11 protein-coding genes are annotated in these 15,981 nt (G+C 58.1%); all 11 read left to right on the top strand.

What is annotated here, in order from left to right; all coding sequences use genetic code 11:
* Window positions 1-1,130, top strand: a 1,130-nt coding sequence (locus tag IV01_RS0125525) for a DUF2345 domain-containing protein (protein WP_032631298.1), incomplete at its 5' end; no start/stop codon positions are given.
* Window positions 1,127-2,914 carry a phospholipase D-like domain-containing protein gene (locus IV01_RS02650; RefSeq protein ID WP_032631296.1) on the top strand — a complete coding sequence of 596 codons (1,788 nt, stop codon included), beginning with the start codon at window positions 1,127-1,129 and terminating at the stop codon, window positions 2,912-2,914. The genes IV01_RS0125525 and IV01_RS02650, both read left to right, overlap by 4 nt.
* On the top strand, window positions 2,914-4,197 hold the full coding sequence (locus tag IV01_RS02655) for a DUF6396 domain-containing protein (protein ID WP_032631294.1): 1,284 nt from the start codon (window positions 2,914-2,916) through the stop codon (window positions 4,195-4,197). The genes IV01_RS02650 and IV01_RS02655 overlap by 1 nt, the downstream gene beginning before the upstream one ends.
* On the top strand, window positions 4,194-5,561 hold the full coding sequence (locus tag IV01_RS02660; protein ID WP_195758819.1) for a DKNYY domain-containing protein: 1,368 nt from the start codon (window positions 4,194-4,196) through the stop codon (window positions 5,559-5,561). Before IV01_RS02655 ends, IV01_RS02660 begins: the two co-directional genes overlap by 4 nt.
* 159 nt (window positions 5,562-5,720) lie before the next feature.
* Window positions 5,721-5,984 carry a PAAR domain-containing protein gene (locus IV01_RS02665; RefSeq protein WP_032631290.1) on the top strand — a complete coding sequence of 88 codons (264 nt, stop codon included), beginning with the start codon at window positions 5,721-5,723 and terminating at the stop codon, window positions 5,982-5,984.
* Window positions 5,985-5,986: 2 nt separating this feature from the next.
* Window positions 5,987-7,219, top strand: a complete 1,233-nt coding sequence (locus IV01_RS02670) for a hypothetical protein (RefSeq protein WP_032631289.1) — start codon at window positions 5,987-5,989, stop codon at window positions 7,217-7,219.
* Window positions 7,220-7,228: 9 nt separating this feature from the next.
* The gene (locus IV01_RS02675; RefSeq protein ID WP_032631287.1) at window positions 7,229-10,612 is read left to right on the top strand and encodes an ImcF-related family protein; all 3,384 of its coding nucleotides are present in this window, start codon (window positions 7,229-7,231) and stop codon (window positions 10,610-10,612) included.
* Between the two features lie 193 nt (window positions 10,613-10,805).
* A complete protein-coding gene (locus IV01_RS02680) occupies window positions 10,806-12,563 on the top strand; it encodes a carbamoyltransferase (RefSeq protein WP_032631286.1) in 1,758 nt (585 codons plus the stop codon).
* Complete coding sequence (locus tag IV01_RS02685) at window positions 12,547-13,677, top strand: glycosyltransferase (protein WP_032631285.1); 1,131 nt, start codon at window positions 12,547-12,549, stop codon at window positions 13,675-13,677. Before IV01_RS02680 ends, IV01_RS02685 begins: the two co-directional genes overlap by 17 nt.
* Window positions 13,677-14,573 carry an antimicrobial resistance protein Mig-14 gene (locus IV01_RS02690; RefSeq protein ID WP_032631284.1) on the top strand — a complete coding sequence of 299 codons (897 nt, stop codon included), beginning with the start codon at window positions 13,677-13,679 and terminating at the stop codon, window positions 14,571-14,573. Before IV01_RS02685 ends, IV01_RS02690 begins: the two co-directional genes overlap by 1 nt.
* Window positions 14,570-15,979: a PIG-L deacetylase family protein gene (locus tag IV01_RS02695; protein ID WP_032631283.1), complete on the top strand. Its 1,410-nt coding sequence runs from the start codon at window positions 14,570-14,572 to the stop codon at window positions 15,977-15,979. The genes IV01_RS02690 and IV01_RS02695 overlap by 4 nt, the downstream gene beginning before the upstream one ends.
* Window positions 15,980-15,981: the final 2 nt, after the last annotated feature.

Below are 15,981 nucleotides of genomic sequence, written 5' to 3'. Positions count from 1 at the left end.
TGGTGGATGCCAAGAAGGAAAAGCGCGGGGAAGGGTTTGAGTTGAGGACCGATGGGCACGGAGCCATCCGTTCTGGTGCAGGCCTGTTTATCAGCGCTGATGAACAGCCCAAAGCCCAGGGCCAAGTACTCGACATGAGCGCCGCCGTCGCCCAACTGCAACAGGCTGGCGAGCAACTGCAAAACCTCTCTGCCGATGCCCAAGCCGCCAAGGGCGACCCAGCCGACGTGCAAGCACAACTGAACTTGCTCAAACAGGATCTCGAACAGCTCAAAAAATCAGTGCTGCTGCTCAGCGCCCCACAAGGCATTGCCCTGACCAGCGGCCAGCACCTGCAACTGGCCGCGCAGAAAAACCTGATGCTCAACGCCGGAGCCGAGGCTGACATCAGCGTGGTCAAGCGCCTGTTCATGGGGGTGGGCGAAGGCCTGAGCCTGTTCGTGCGCAAGTTGGGCATCAAGCTGATCGCCAATCAGGGCACGGTCAGCATCCAGGCGCAGAACGACGCACTGGAACTGATGGCCCGCCACAGCCTGCAAATCACCAGCACCGAAGACGAAATCCACATCACCGCGAAAAAGAAAATCGTCATCAATGGTGGCGGCAGCTACATCACCCTCGACCCGAACAGCATCGAATCCGGTACGGCGGGGGACTTCAACATCAAGGCCGCCAGCTACCTGTACGACGGCCCGGCCAGCATGAACGCCACGCATCCGGAATATCCGAAAAGCCTGCCCTGCGGCCTCACCAAACAAAGCCTGCGACTCAACTTAACGCAAGCCCCCAATGCGCCCGGCACAGGTTGGGCAGGCATGCCTTACACCCTCTATGCCGACGGCGCACAACTGCAACAAGGTGTGCTGGACAACACCGGACAATTGCTCATCGACCATCAGGTGGTGACCCGGCAATACCTGCTGGAGCTGGCCAACGGTGTGAAATTCAAGATCCCGATCCCAAGCGAGTACAGCAATTCCGAGCAGGGCGAACTGGCCAACCTTGGCTTGCGCAAGCACAGCTCTAACACCAATGCCGAGGTCACCCAGCCAGCTTCGAACTCAAATCATCGCGCTCTGTATGCAGAAGCGATGCAAGGACTTAGTGACAAGAAGGGGAAATCAGAATGAACCAAAATGTCACCACCAGCCCTGTTTCCTTTCAGGAAACCGATCAGGTCACTTGCACCTCACCTTGGTACGTGGAGAAGACTGAATACCATCCGGTGATGGCCACGTATCAGCCATTGGTCAACGGCGAAGAAGCCTTCGAGGCCGTGCATCTGGCTATCGCTGAGGCCACCAAGTCGGTGGACATCATCTGCTGGGGGTTTCAGCCGTCGATGTATTTTATTCGGGATGGTAATGCCCCGATGATCGGCGAACTACTCAAGAAAAAAGCAAAGGAGGGCGTCAAAGTTCGTGTGTTGGGCTGGGAGTATCCGTTCAACGCTGCCGGTGGGGCAGGTGAAGCCAATCTGCCAGGTAAGGGACCGGTCCGTATCATGGATCGGAAAATGCAACGCTCCACCGAAGACCAATATGCCTATGACCGCGAGTGGTTTGATACCTGTGCAGTCGTCGATAACCCCACCCTTCTATTGAAGGGCGACCCCATCCCGCTTTATGCCAGTCGTGGTTTCAGCGCTTTTGAAAGGGCTGAGATTGTCCATCAGGCAAAATTTCACGGCCTTGATGCGGAACTCAGTACTGGCACGCTCGGTATATTTGGCGCGGCCCCCAGCCACCACCAGAAAACCGTGCTGGTCGATTATGAAGTCCCGGACCGTGCGGTTGGTTTTGTCATGGGCCACAACATGCTTGATGAATACTGGGACACCGACGCCCATTCAGCATTGAACCGTGCAGAAGGTGACAAGCCTAAGCCCAACGTCGGCCCGCGAGGTGACACCCCGCGCCAGGATATTTCCTGCAAGGTCAGTGGGCCGATTCTCGAACACTTGCACCACAACTTCGCCACCGCCTGGCATAAGGAAACCAACCAGGACCTGCTCGAAAAGCGCCAGGCTAAGAGCATAGGACCACAACTGCAATTGATCCCGGGTGCTACCCGGCAACTGGCGCAGCTCGTTCGCACCCAGCCGCAAGAGGGTAAGCGCGATATTGAGCGGCTCTACTTGCAGGCCGTCAACAACGCCACGCAGTTCATCTACATCGAAAACCAGTACTTCCGCTGGCCGCCTCTGGCCGAGTTGATTAAGCAGGTTGCCCAAGGCCAGACGAAGTGGGGTCGCGATCCCGGTGTGCATGGCGCATTGCATTTGTTCGTCATCACCAATGCCACCGACGACGGTATGGGCGCCGGCACCGTTAATACCCAGCGCATGCTCGAAAGCCTCGGACGCGCAAACACCATTCCCGAAGTGACCAAACTGCGCCGCATCGAGCAGATAAAAACTGATCCGGCTACACGGGCTATCCACCCCCAGGATCGCCCAGCGCAGGAAAGGCTTGAGAAACAAATCAAGGACATCGAAGAGAGCACCATCGTCCCGCAAGATATTCCCAATCTCAAAGTGCATATCTGCTCTTTGGTGGCTGATAACTCCCCTGCAGGCAAGGACTGGATGCCGGTGTATATCCACTCCAAGTTGATGATCATCGACGACGTATTCACCACCCACGGCTCAGCCAACATCAACACCCGCAGCATGCAGGTCGATAGCGAAATGAACATTGCTCATGAGTGGGCGAGTGTGACGGAATCGTTGCGGCGGCGGTTGTGGAATCTGCATACAAAGGGGCAGGGGGCACAGGATGATCCGGCTGTGGCGTTTGATGAGTGGGGAGAAATAATGAAGGACAACGGAGATCTCCAAGAAAACAACCAAAAGCCCTGTGCCTCGCTTGTCGAATTTTACTACGGCAAAAACACACTTAAGGACCTCGACTAATGCGCTTGGTTCTTTTGTTAGCAAGTCTGCTGCTGGCCGCCTGTGACACCAGTGCCCCCCCGCCTTATTTAAACAAAAGGGAACCGATCATGAGCCCGCTAACCGAGGCCAAGGCTAACTTGGCTTTTACCTGTGTACACGAAAATATTCCCGAACCATCTGCTGACTCAGACCTATTGTTCCAGTACGCGCGCTGGCTGCAAAAAAACAACCAGCTCAAGCAGGACAAGACGGTCGATATGGAGATTGAACGGCTGTACCGGATCGCTACCGAAAATAGCCATTACAAAGCCAATATCAACCTGCAGAACGGCAGCATGCGGGGTCAATTCAAGCTTAGTGGTGATGAGCACCTGCGTCTTAGCGAAAACCTGATCAATGCGGGCGTGGCGACCGGCTATTACTTTGTCGGTCTTTTCCTGAAACAGGGCTCGGCTGGCCTGAAGCTGGACGAAGAAATGGCCCTGCGCTATTTCCGCAAGGCTGCCGACACTGGCAGTGCTCAGGCCCAATACGAGGTAGGCGCTAAATTAGCGCCGGTTAGTGTTGCACCGGATGTGGCCAGACAACTGCGCCGATGTGCCGCCGAGCAAGGCCATGGTGAAGCCGGTGTTGAGTTGGGCGTCAACCTCAAAAATAAAGGGCAGTATCAGGAGGCGCTTGAGGCGTTTCAACTGGGAGTGGCTGGTGGTTACAGCTCTTCGGCTTCTCGTCTATATAAAGCCTTTCGTAATCCCCCCCCTTCAAATGAGCTGCATTATCTCGCCCTGCAGGAAGACCTGGAGCGCGCTGCACGTTACGAAAAAATCTGGCGAATACTGGCTAACTACTCCTACGCCAATCCGAAAGTCCCCGAGATTAACGAAATAGTCCCTCTTCCGCCTGCGCCGTTGCCCGCCTGGGACGGCAAGCTGCAATGGCTGGAAGCACGACTGGCCAATGTCCCCCCGGAAAAACCCAGCGAAGCGCTGATCAACGAACTGGCCAAGGCGAAAGTCCTCGACCCAGCAACCGGTAAACCCATGCCTGGCTCGCCCGGCTTCAGCCAGGCTGGTTTCCCGCTGCTGATCTGCTACAGCGGCGAAGCCTGCCCCCGTAGCGGCTACTGGAAAGTCGTCTGGTCTTCAGAGCGCACCTTGAGAAGACCGGAAGTTATCCGCCACTTCGAAGAAGGCGAGACCTTCCCGATCCAGACCGTCGAACGCTACCACCTGCGCCCATGGCCACTGTCGGACAAGACAAGCCATCGCGACGAAACCGTTGAATGGGGGCTGCTGGGATGAAGTATTGGCAAGTTGTCAGGATTTTATGGGGCGCAGTGATAGTGGCGTCATCTTCTGCTGTGCACGCTTATACGGTGAATGAGTGCACCGAAAAATGGTATCCGCAAGCAAAAGCGGGCCAGGAAATATACGAATTGCATCCAGAGAAAACCGTAAGCTGCGGGAAACACAACGTCAACATGAAAAGCGACCGATTAGGCGAGATCGGCGGCAACGGTTATTTAATGACTGACTCGAAGAGTGAAACCTATGCCTGCCCGCGCGTTGGCTCCGGTGTAGGAATACCCATCCCGGCTTGCGTACTCCCAAAAGCGTTTCAGCGCGATGTGGTGCATGAGACGCGGAAATATTATCTGCTGACGCCCCATGGGGCCGATTTAAGACCTTTAGGCGAGTCTGGTTATTCAACTGACGGCCGTACGGTATTTGTCTGGACTACTCCCATTAACGGAGCGGACCCTGCTTCTTTTCAGCCATTCGATACAACGAACGCCGACGGATATCAGGATTGGGCTCGGGACCGCGATCATATTTATTATGACGATACTCCAATGCCAGACATGGTTATTGGTGAGATAGAGTTTGTAGGACCATTTGTAATTAATGATGGCCGAGTATTCGAGGTTGGGTTAAGTGAGGTGGATAAAAGGCCAGATGTATTGCCGACACTTAAACTTCTTGCTGCCGACGCCCCGTACTACAGAAGTCTGGTGAGCGATGGTCGGCGCATCTACCTAGGGGGCAAGGTATTTGAGGGTCTTGATGGCGGCACCACTGAATTGTTGTATCCGACCTGCCCAGTGCCTGGGCATCCCGATCTGTCGTGTCGGGAGGGGGGCGAACTAATTACGAATGGAAGTACTCAGTTCCGTCTTACTCGTGTGGGTAATGATGTTGTGTATTTTCGCGGACAAGGTAAAACCGAGCGCATCACCGATGTGCCGGACTTCGTCTATTTCCAGCCAAAAAACAAGGACCAAGTTTTTGGCATGAGCGCAAAGCGTCTTTTTAATCTAAGTGGATACGGGCCCTCACAGAAAGATAGTTTTGAATTCGTCGGGCGCATTAGAGGGCCAGTAGCAGGTGCACTTGTTGACGAAAGGGGCTTCCTTACTGGGTTCGGATGGTCGGATATGAAGATGTGTTTTGGCGGTTCTGATATTCCTCTTTGGCCCGAGAGCAACGGTTCAAACAGTCTCGGTACGTTACGCCAATTGCCCGACGCCGAACTACCTGAAGGCTTCGCGGTGGCGCTGGAGAATGACCGCTACCGTTACCTGTTTGCCAGTCGTGATAAACGAAGTCCGCACGATACGGTAATTGATCTTCGTGATGGTCGCCGCATGCTCGCAAACTGTCAGTAGGCCTAAATGAGCTCGCGTGAAAGTTTTGACTTCACGATGAAAAGACTTGGTGCGGCGAGTCGGCCACGCCTAAGCCGATTCATATATCAACGAGATCAAGCTCTCGCCTTCAGCGAAGGCGGGCGCTTAATACCCTCAATTTGAAAAGAGGAACAAAACATGAAAGGCATCATCCGCATTGGCGACAAAACCACCAGCGGCGGCAGCGTACTCTCGGGTTCCGAGGTCATGAAGTTCTTCGGTATTGGCGTCGCCCGCGTGGGCGACCCGGTGATTTGTCCGATTCCAATCCATGGGCCGACGGTAATTGCCGAGGGCCACCCAAAGTTCAAGGACCATGGCGTGCCGGTCGCATTTAATGGCCATCGCTGTGCGTGTGGCTGTGCATTGATCTCGTCACTGCCAGACGCGGGCGCAAGCTGATCATGGCGGTGCAACTGGATCAACTCCCGCCTGTGGCAATGCGGCCTGCGCGGCCGCGTCTGTGGCTGTGGCTGGCTTTGCTTCTGCTGTTTTTACTGGCTGGAACCGCTACGACGCTGATGTTCGGAGGCCAAGCGCTGCAACAACAGTCGCAGTACTTTTGGGTCTTGGCCTTGGGTGTGCCGCTGTTGGGGTGGGGCGCGCTGGTTTTTGTTCGTGGGTTGCTGTTCTTCGGGCAGCACCGTGCCGCCGATGGTTGGGACGAGGCCCGTGAGGCGGATTGGCTACAACGCATCCGCGTGGGTCGGCGCTCGCAACAGGTATTGAGTGCAAGTCTGTACACCGCCTTGCGTAAGCCGGATGACTTGAATGGTTCCGCGCAGCTGGATGCTTTGCTCTGTGGTACCACCGCGTTCAAGGCGCAACCCTCCAGGGAAGGCGCTGTTGCCGTTCGCCACAGCCGCCTGGCAAGCGACGCCGATGAGGCCGAAGCCGTTTTACTGGAGGCGTTGACGCGGGTTCTCGCCGACCTCGCTTCCTCTTTGAAGCAAGTGCCGGAAAACAATCCTCTGGCTCTTTTGTTGGAGGTCGATTGCGGCACGCCTGCCGATCTTTGGCAACGCGCCTGGCAGCAGGCGTGGGCCGCGTCCGGGATTCGCCAGACCGCTATTGCCATTGAGGGGAGTGGGCTAGCCGTCGTCGATCAGTGGCTTGATCAGCGCATTAGCGATCAAGCACTGCTACTGGTGGTTGCCTTGCAGATTGAACCTTCGCCGCTAGATGGCACTGGCGAAGCTGCAGTCGGGTTGCTGTTTGGTAATCGACTGACGCAAAGAAATTTGGCACCAATTGCTTACCTGCATCGCCCGGAGCAGGAGCGCGAGCTGAGTAACGAAGCGTTGCTCTGCGCGGTGCGGCAGTCGCTGGACTGGGTGCCAGTGTCGGCACAACTCATTGAGCAGACGTGGAGAGTAGGCGTCGGCACGCAGCGTGAAGCAGCCATTAATACCGTGCTGAACGAGGTTGGCCTGCCTGCCAAGTCCGACCAAGGGCTTTGTCATCTGGATGCTTTGCTGGGGCAGCCGGGCAGAGCATCACCGTGGCTGGCGATTGCCGCCGCCACGCAGACGATTGAGCGCGGCGCTGGGCCGCAATTCATTTGCAGTGGTGACAGCTCCGCCGAAGCGGGGCTTTGGAGCACGGTATTGATGCCAGTGCCACCGCTTTCAGAGTAGGGATACGAGATGCAGTTTCGAGGTTCTGTGGGGTTGGGAGTGATGGCCAGCGTGCTGTTGCTGGTCGGTGTGGGCGGGTGTGCAATGCTTTGGCTGTCACCTGAATGGTTGGGGATTCGAGACGGCAGCGATCGGCAAACCACTTGGCTATGGGGAAGCGTGTTGACCCTGGTTGTGCTGTCGGTGCTGCTAGGCTGCTGCTCATTCTTGTGGGGACGTATGGGAACTTCGGCTTATCGCCAGCCGAATACAGGGCCTGGAATTCTACCTGCGACAGCATCGTCATCACCCGTATCAGGTGCGGATCTCCTCCAGAGCGTCGCGGCTATTAAAACTCACTTGCGTGAACAATACGGTTTGTTTTGGCGTCGCAAAGTGCGCCTGTTATGGATCGTTGGTGAAGCCGAGCAAGTTGCAGCAGTGGTTCCCGGCTTGGTGGAGCAGCGTTGGCTCGAAGGGCACGGCACATTGCTGTTATGGGGTGGCAGCGTGACAAGTGAGCTGCCCGGCAGCGGGGTCGAGTCACTGCTGAAATTGCGCCGCTGGCGACCACTGGACGGAATCGTCTGGGCGCTGACGGCCGCCGAGCGCGATGACGCTAAGGTCATGAGTGCGGGTACCCGGCACCTTCAGCACCTAGCTCGGGCCTTGCGCTGGCAAGCGCCCCTGCATCTGTGGCAGGTCTGTGACAGTGAATGGCCGCAATTGGGTCGCGCTGTGGAAGCGGTTGGCTCTCTGTTGCCGACAGACATCACGACGGAGCAGATCGAAGAATCCCTACAACGGTTAGTCCAGCCGTTGCGTGAGCTGGGCATTGCACAGGTACAGGAAACCATGAGCCACGACTTCTTGTGGCGGCTTTCATACGTTCTTCAAACTGAAGGCATTGCCCGCTGGCGGCAGGCGTTGACCCCGTTGCTAGGTACGTTCACTCGATTTACGCCGCTACGTGGGCTGTGGTTCAGTCTTGCGTTGGACGCGGGTGTCGTTCACGGAATGCCGCATGCAATGCACCTGGATGAGGCTTGGTCGGGAGTTTTGGGTGATACCCAAGAGCGTGGACGGGCCTTGGGTTGGCATGGCTCAAGGGTGGCGTATTTTGCCTCGATGGGGATAGCACTGCTGTTCGCCGCTGGCATGGCGCTGTCCTTCGTCAGCAACCGTGCGCTCATCATCCAAGTACAAACCGCTTTGGCCGCAGCGCAGCAAACCGGCAGCAACGACGAACAATTCAAAGCACTCAACGAACTCATGCGCGAACTGGGTCGGTTGGATTATCGCGCCGAGCATGGCGTGCCTTGGCATCTGCGTTTTGGCCTGAGTCAGAATCAGGCCCTGCTCGATGCGTTATGGCCCCGGTATGTCGAAGCCAATCAACGCCTGATGATCGACCCGGCCGCCGCCAATCTGCAGCGCCAGCTCACTGCACTGACTAGGTTGCCAGCCGACAGCCCGGAACGGGCCAGCCGCGCTCAAGACGCTTATCAGCAACTCAAAGCCTATTTGATGATGGCGCGGCCGGAAAAAGTCGATGCAGCGTTTCTGGTCAAGGCATTGGCCGAGGCGGAACCGACTCGTGCCGGTATCACTCCGGGTTTGTGGCAAGGCCTGTCGCCCGGGTTGTGGAAGTTCTACAGCGAACAGCTGACTTCGCATCCGGAATGGCGCATCGAGGCCGACCCGACGCTGATCGCCCAAGCGCGTCGGGTATTGCTCAGCCAATTGGGCCAGCGCAACGCCGAAGCCAGCCTGTACAAAAAGGTGCTGGAGGCCGCCGCCAATACAGCCCCGGATCTGAGCCTGCATGACATGGTAGGTGACACCGACGCCTTATCGCTGCTGGCTTCGAGCAAAGAAGTGCCCGGCGTATTTACCCGGCAAGCCTGGGAAGGTCAGGTACGGCAGGCCATCGATGAAATCGCTGAAGCGCGCCGCGAGGAAATCGACTGGGTACTCAGCGACAGCCACACCGACATCGCCGCCGAGCTGACCCCGGACGTGCTCAAACAACGCCTCACCGAACGTTACTTTCGGGACTACAGCAGCGCCTGGCTGGCCTTTCTCAATAATCTGCGCTGGCAGCGGCCTTACAGCCTGGCCGATGTGATCGACCAGATGACCTTGATGAGCGACGTGCGTCAGTCGCCCGTCATCGCGCTGATGAACACCTTGGCGTGGCAAGGGCAGGCGGGTACTCGTGGTCAGGCGCTGGCAGATACGTTAATTCAGTCGGCGCAGCAGTTGATCAAAAAGGACGTCACGCCAGCCATTGATCAATTGGGTCTCGGTCCCAGCGGCCCGCTGGATGCCACTTTCGGCCCGTTACTGGCGCTGCTCGGCAAAGCTCAGGAAGACACGCGAGGCGATGAACAACTCAGCCTGCAAGCCTTCCTCACTCGCGTTACTCGGGTGCGTTTGAAGCTGCAACAAATCAGCAACGCCCCCAATCCGCAGGAAATGACCCAGGCCATGGCGCAGACCGTGTTCCAGGGCAACAGCGTTGACTTGACCGACACCCAGGCTTACGGCCGCTTGATTGCCGCCAGCCTGGGTGCCGAATGGGGTTCGGTGGGCAATACTTTGTTTGTGCAGCCGCTGGATCAGGCCTGGCAAAAAATCCTGCAGCCCTCGGCGGCGAGCCTGAATAAACAGTGGCAGCGGGCAGTGGTCAACGAATGGGACAAGGCCTTCACCGGGCGTTATCCGTTTGCCGCCACTGACAGCGACGTCTCGCTGCCCATGCTCGGGCAGATGATCCGCGCCAACTCCGGGCACATCGAACAATTCTTGCAGACTCAATTGGCCGGGATCCTGCGCAAGGAAGGCAGCCAGTGGGTGGCGGATACGCAAAACAGCCAGGGCCTGCGCCTGAACCCGCAATTTCTCACCGCCATCAACCAACTCAGCCATCTGGCCGACGTGCTCTACACCGACGGCGGCCTGGGCCTGAGCTTCGACCTGCAAGGCAAGGCCGTGGCGGAAATCATCGACACCACCTTCACCGTTAACGGCGTAACCCATCACTACTTCAACCAGCGGGAAAAGTGGCAACGCTTCGACTGGCCCGGCCGCAGCGACTACCCCGGCGCGCAACTGCGCTGGACCAGCGTCTACACCGGTGAACGCCTGTACGGCGACTATCAAGGCACCTGGGGCCTGATCCGGCTGCTGGAAAACGCCAAAGTCACCCTGCTCGACGACGGCGAAAGCCGCTACCACCTCGTCATCAAAGCCCCCGACGGCCAGGATCTGAACTGGCACCTGCGCACCGAAATGGGCGCGGGGCCGCTGGCGCTGCTCAAGCTGCGGGGCTTCACGATGCCGAAGGAGATCTTTCTCAACGAGCGCAAAGCCACTGAACGTGAAAAAAACGTGAAGGCTAAGAGGACCTAAACCGGCAGACTCAATCAGGACTTGGTTTTGGCCTCGTCCTGATTGCGTGCTCGAACCACTGACCTCAATGGCAAGCAAATCCCCCCGCCATTACGCTATAATCCCGCGCTTTAGCTGATCCTCGCCCGCTGCGAGGGCACACATTTTCTCAGGCGCTTGCCGCCTGCATGCAGACTAAAGAGGCTAGACCCTAGTGGCATTGACGATCCTTGGCCTGTCCGGCGCCCTTAGCCATGATCCTTCCGCAGCTTTGTACATCGACGGCAAGCTGGTAGCGGCCGCGGAAGAAGAGCGCTTCGTTCGCGATAAACATGCAAAGAACCGCATGCCCTACGAGTCGGCGAAGTTCTGTCTTGAGCAGGCTGGCATCAAGCCTTCGGACGTTGATGTGGTGGCGATTCCGTTCGCGCCGATCAGCTTGTTCGGCAAGGCGCGCTGGCACTATGCCAAGCGTTATTGGTACGCCCCGGATCGTGCGCTTGATGCGCTGCTGATGGGCAACCGTCGTTACAAACGCTATCGCAACAAGATCGTCTGGTGCCTGGAGCAATTGGGCTTTGATCCGAAGAAGATCAAGATCGAGCCGGTCGAGCACCATTTGGCTCACGCTTCCAGCGCTTACCACTGCTCCGGTTTCAAAGAGAAAACCGCGATTCTGGGCATCGACGGCAAGGGCGAGTACGCCACGACCTTCTTTGGTTACGGCGAAAACGGCAAGATCCACAAGATCAAAGAATTCTTCGACCCGGATTCCCTGGGCGGCTTGTATGGCGCGATCACTGAATTCCTCGGCTTCGAGATGCTCGACGGTGAATTCAAGGTCATGGGCATGGCGCCGTATGGCGATGCCAGCAAGTACGATTTCTCGCGTCTGGCGACCTTCGAAAACGGCGAACTGGTGATCAACACCGAACTGGCCAACGTGATTGGCCTGCGTCGTTATAAAGAGAAGGGCAAGGGTTTCTACTTCTCGCCGAAGCTGATCGAGTGGCTGGGTCCGAAGCGCGAAGGCGACATCGCCGACGAGCCGTACATCCACTACGCGGCGAGCATGCAGGCGCTGTTCGAGAAGCTGGCGTTGCAGATGATGGATCATTATCTGGGCGACATCCTCAAGGAAACTGGCAAGATCGCTTTCGCGGGCGGCTGTGCGCTGAACGTCAAGCTGAACCAGAAAATCATCGCCCGTCCGGAAGTCAAAGAGCTGTTCGTTCAGCCAGCTTCCGGCGACGCCGGTACTGCGGTGGGCGCTGCGGCCTATGTGTCCCATGCCCGTGGCGTGCCGGTCGAGAAGATGGAGCACGTCTATCTCGGCCCGTCCTACAGCAACGAAGACGTGATCGCGGCCTGTGCCCGTCACCCGAGCAAGCCGGTCTGGCGTCAGATCGAAAACACCCCGGAGCGCATCGCGCAAATCATGGTCGCGGGCAATCCTGTGGCCTGGTTCCAGGGGCGCATGGAGTTCGGTCCGCGTGCATTGGGTGGTCGCTCGATCATCGGTTGCCCAAGCGTGGCGGGCGTGGCTGACCGTATCAATCATCAGATCAAGTTCCGCGAGCGCTGGAGGCCTTTCTGCCCGTCGATGCTCGACACCGTTGCGCCGCAGATGATCAAGATCGATCACCCGGCACCCTTCATGACCTTCACCTTTGAAGTGGCTGAAGAGTGGAAAACCCGCGTACCGGAAGTCGTTCATGAGGACGGTACGTCTCGCGCCCAGGTGCTCAAGCGCGAATACAACCCGCGTTACTACGACATGATGAAAGCGCTGGAAAACCTCACCGGCAACGGCGTGTCGCTCAATACATCGCTGAACCGCCGTGGCGAGCCGATGATCTGCTCGCCAACGGATGCCCTGAACATGTTCTTCGGCTCGGACCTCGAGTACCTGATCATGGAAGACATTCTGGTGGTCAAAGACGGCGTGGAAACCTATGACACGCTCGGCTGAGCGCCATGTGCTGCAGTTTTGCCACGGCTATGACGGTCCGTTTCTGGACTGTGCCCGGCAGTACGCCAGTCTGTTCGTCGGCAAGGGGTATCGTGTCACCACGGTATTCCTGACCGGCGCGGCCGATGCCGAGGTGGCAGCCGGATGCGCATCCGATGAAGTGCTGTTTCTAGAGCGCAGCTCGGCCTCGGTTCGGGGCTTGAAGCTCGGTGCTATTCGCGATCTGCGCAAGATCGCGGCGTCCCGCAATTTCAGTTTCTGCATCGCTCACCGCTTCAAACCGGTGTACATCGCCCTGCTGGCCACCGGTTTGCCAGTCATCGGCGTGCACCATGCGTTTGGCGACTATCAACGGCGTACCCGCAAACTCTTTGCACATCTGTTCCGCAGGCGTCTGAGTCTGCTGGGCGTATCGGATGCCGTGCGCGATGACATGCGCAAGAGTCTGCCGAACTGGCCAACCGGGCGGATACAAACGCTGTACAACCGCATCGATATCCCGCAGTTGCAAGCCAGCCAGCTCACTGCTGAACAGGCGCGCATCGAACTGGGACTGTCGGCGTCGGCGTTTATTGTCGGTAACGTAGGGCGGCTGCATCCCGACAAGGATCAGACGACCCTGCTGCGCGGTTTTGCCAAGGCTTTGCCAAGCCTGCCGCAGAACAGCCAGTTGGCGATTCTCGGCAAAGGCCGACTTGAGCCACAACTCAAAGCGCTGGCCCTGGAGTTGGGGATCGGTTCGCAGGTGCTGTTTCTTGGGCAAGTTGCCCAAGCGAGCCTATATTACAAAGCATTCGATGTATTCGCCTTGAGCTCCGATCACGAACCGTTCGGCATGGTGCTGCTGGAAGCCATGGTCGCCGGCGTGCCGGTGTTGGCGACGGCCTGTGGCGGGGCGAAGGAAGTCGTTGAGGGCGTGGGCGTTTTGTTTCCCTTCGCCGATGACGAGCGCCTGGCTCACGGGCTGATTCATCTGGCGAATCTGGACGATGAGCAGCGCCTGGCCTGTGCCGAGCTGATGCTGTTGCGCTTGCAAGAGCGGTTTTCGGATCAGGCGGTGCGCGATGTGTTCTGGCGTCTGCCGCAAGTCACCAGCCTGATTGTGGAGTCTTGATGCTCAACAGATTTCAAGGCTGGCGTGAGCGTGGCTGGACACCGATCGATGCCCCAACCTACCAGACAACATGGCAGCGTTATGGCGGTAGCGTGGCGACTCACCCGATGGTGGTCGAACGTCTGGCGCATCTGGCGCAGATCCCCGTTCGTTACCTGGGCTGGGAACAGGACGGCGAACTCAAGGCCGCGGTTGCCACGTGGGGGCGCTCGTTGGCATTGTCCAAGGACGTGCTGAAAAGCGCCGGCAAGAAAGGTTTATTTGATTTGGGTAATGCGGAGTTGATTTTGCCGATTGCTGCCGATGTTCAGGTGCCGGTTCGCCATCGCGGCCGTTACCTGTCGTCGCTCAATGAAGGACGCATCAGCACCTTCAAGCCGCAAGTCGAGTCCCTGGCCATGGCGCGCACCCCGGAAGAACTGTCGAAGAAGTTTCGCTACAACCAGCGGCGCGAGTTGCGTTTGCTGGAAGAGGCGGGCGGCATCGTTCGCCCGGTGACTGATTTCACCAGCGTCGAGCTGGCCCGCATGTACTGCGATCTTTTCCTGCGCCGCTGGGGCTTTGCCGCCACAGGTGCCGAGCACATGGCTGAGGTGATTGAGCTGCTGCGGGATTTGCTGATCGGCTCGGTGGTATTCCTCAATGACGCGCCGATTGCGATTCAGTTGGTCTATCGCGCGGAGTCGCCGCTATGGATCAGCGTCGAGTACGTTAACGGTGGCGTTGATCCCGAGACCCGGGATTTCAGCCCCGGCAGCGTGCTCAGCTTCATCAACACCCAAAGCGCCTGGGAAGATGCACGCAACCTTGGCAAACCGTTGCGTTTCTCTTTTGGACGCGCGGATCGCGAGTACAAGGACCGTTGGTGCAACCCTGTGCCGGTGTTTCAGATTTGAGCCGCAAGCAGCAGTTGCTCAAGCGCCATCGCCGGAACAAGCGGGTGGCGCTGCTGGTTGGCCTGCTCCTGCTGATTGTGGTGGGCGTTTGCGTCGCGTGGTGGCTGCCGATCCTGTTGGCGGTGGTTGGTTGGGTCGCTCACGAAGCCTGGTTCGCCGACCACCTGTTCTATTCCCCGAAAGACGATTATCAATATAACTTCGCGGCGGACGCCGAGGTCCCGGGCGTGCGCCTGGAAGGCCGCCACTTGCGCTGCGATACCCCACTGCAATGGGCCGGCGATGAAACTCTGATTCTCGCGGTGAAAGTCCGTGCCTCCTGGCTGGGCCGTTTTTTCGACCCGGTTGTCGAGTTGGCCGGTGAGGGTGTCAGCGATCGGCAGACCTTCGAACGTGGCGTCGATGGTTTGCGCTATCTGAATCTGACTGGCCTTGGCCCTTCTCTAGCTGCGGGCACGTTGCGACTCAATGGCCGTTTCTGCGCCATTAACGGTACGCCGAGATTGTGGCTTTTCCGTCAGCCGGATGCCCGCCAGCAACGAGTCATGGTCATCGCACCCCACGCGGACGACGCAGAGCTGGCGGCTTTCGGGCTGTACAGTCAGGCTGCTGATACGTGGGTCGTGACCCTGACCGCTGGCGAAATCGAAGCCGAACACTATCAAGCCATGGGCATGGATCGCGCCGAGGCCGCGCGCATCAAGGGTCGCCTGCGCGCCTGGGATAGCATCGCCGTACCTCGTTGGGGTGGCGTGCCGGAGGCGCAGTGCGTGCAACTGGGGTATTTCTGCCTGCAGTTGCCCGCCATGCAAGCCGCGCCCGATCAGCCCATTGCCTCTCGTGAAGCTGATCTACTCGATACCCGCCTGTTCAGGCAGTTCAATGCCATGAACTTGCCCGGCGATCAGGACGGTGCGCCGACCTGGAACAATCTGCTGGCCGATTTACGGGCGTTGCTGCTTCAAGCTCGGCCGCAGGTATTGGTCATGCCCCATCCGGCGATTGATCCGCACCCTGACCATATCTGTGCTCAGGCGGCGGTGATCGAGGCGCTGCAAGGCCTCGAATGGCGGCCGGAAGTAGTACTCGGTTACGCGAACCACCTGCACGACAATGATCGCTGGCCGATGGGTAATGCGTATGACGGAATCGGTTTGCCGCCGGTGTTCGATTCATCGCTGCAACTGACGCCCTACAGCCTCGGTCTGACAGTTGATCAGCAGCGCGACAAGGCCATGGCGCTGGGCATGATGCATGACCTGCAGCCACCCATGCCATTCAAACGCCGAATACGTCGCTGGCTACAGCGCAGGTTGGCAGGGCGGCGCTGGCCGGCAGAGGGCGAAAACGAGTTCTTCAGAAAGGCGGTTCGCCGACACGAACTGTTCTGGCGTCGAGAGATTTGATT

It is taken from the genome of Pseudomonas syringae, from assembly GCF_000737245.1.
Taxonomy (GTDB): Bacteria; Pseudomonadota; Gammaproteobacteria; order Pseudomonadales; family Pseudomonadaceae; genus Aquipseudomonas; species Aquipseudomonas syringae_J.
Note: the sequence above shows the minus strand (reverse complement) of the source record. Positions and strands in the feature narration are given on the sequence as shown.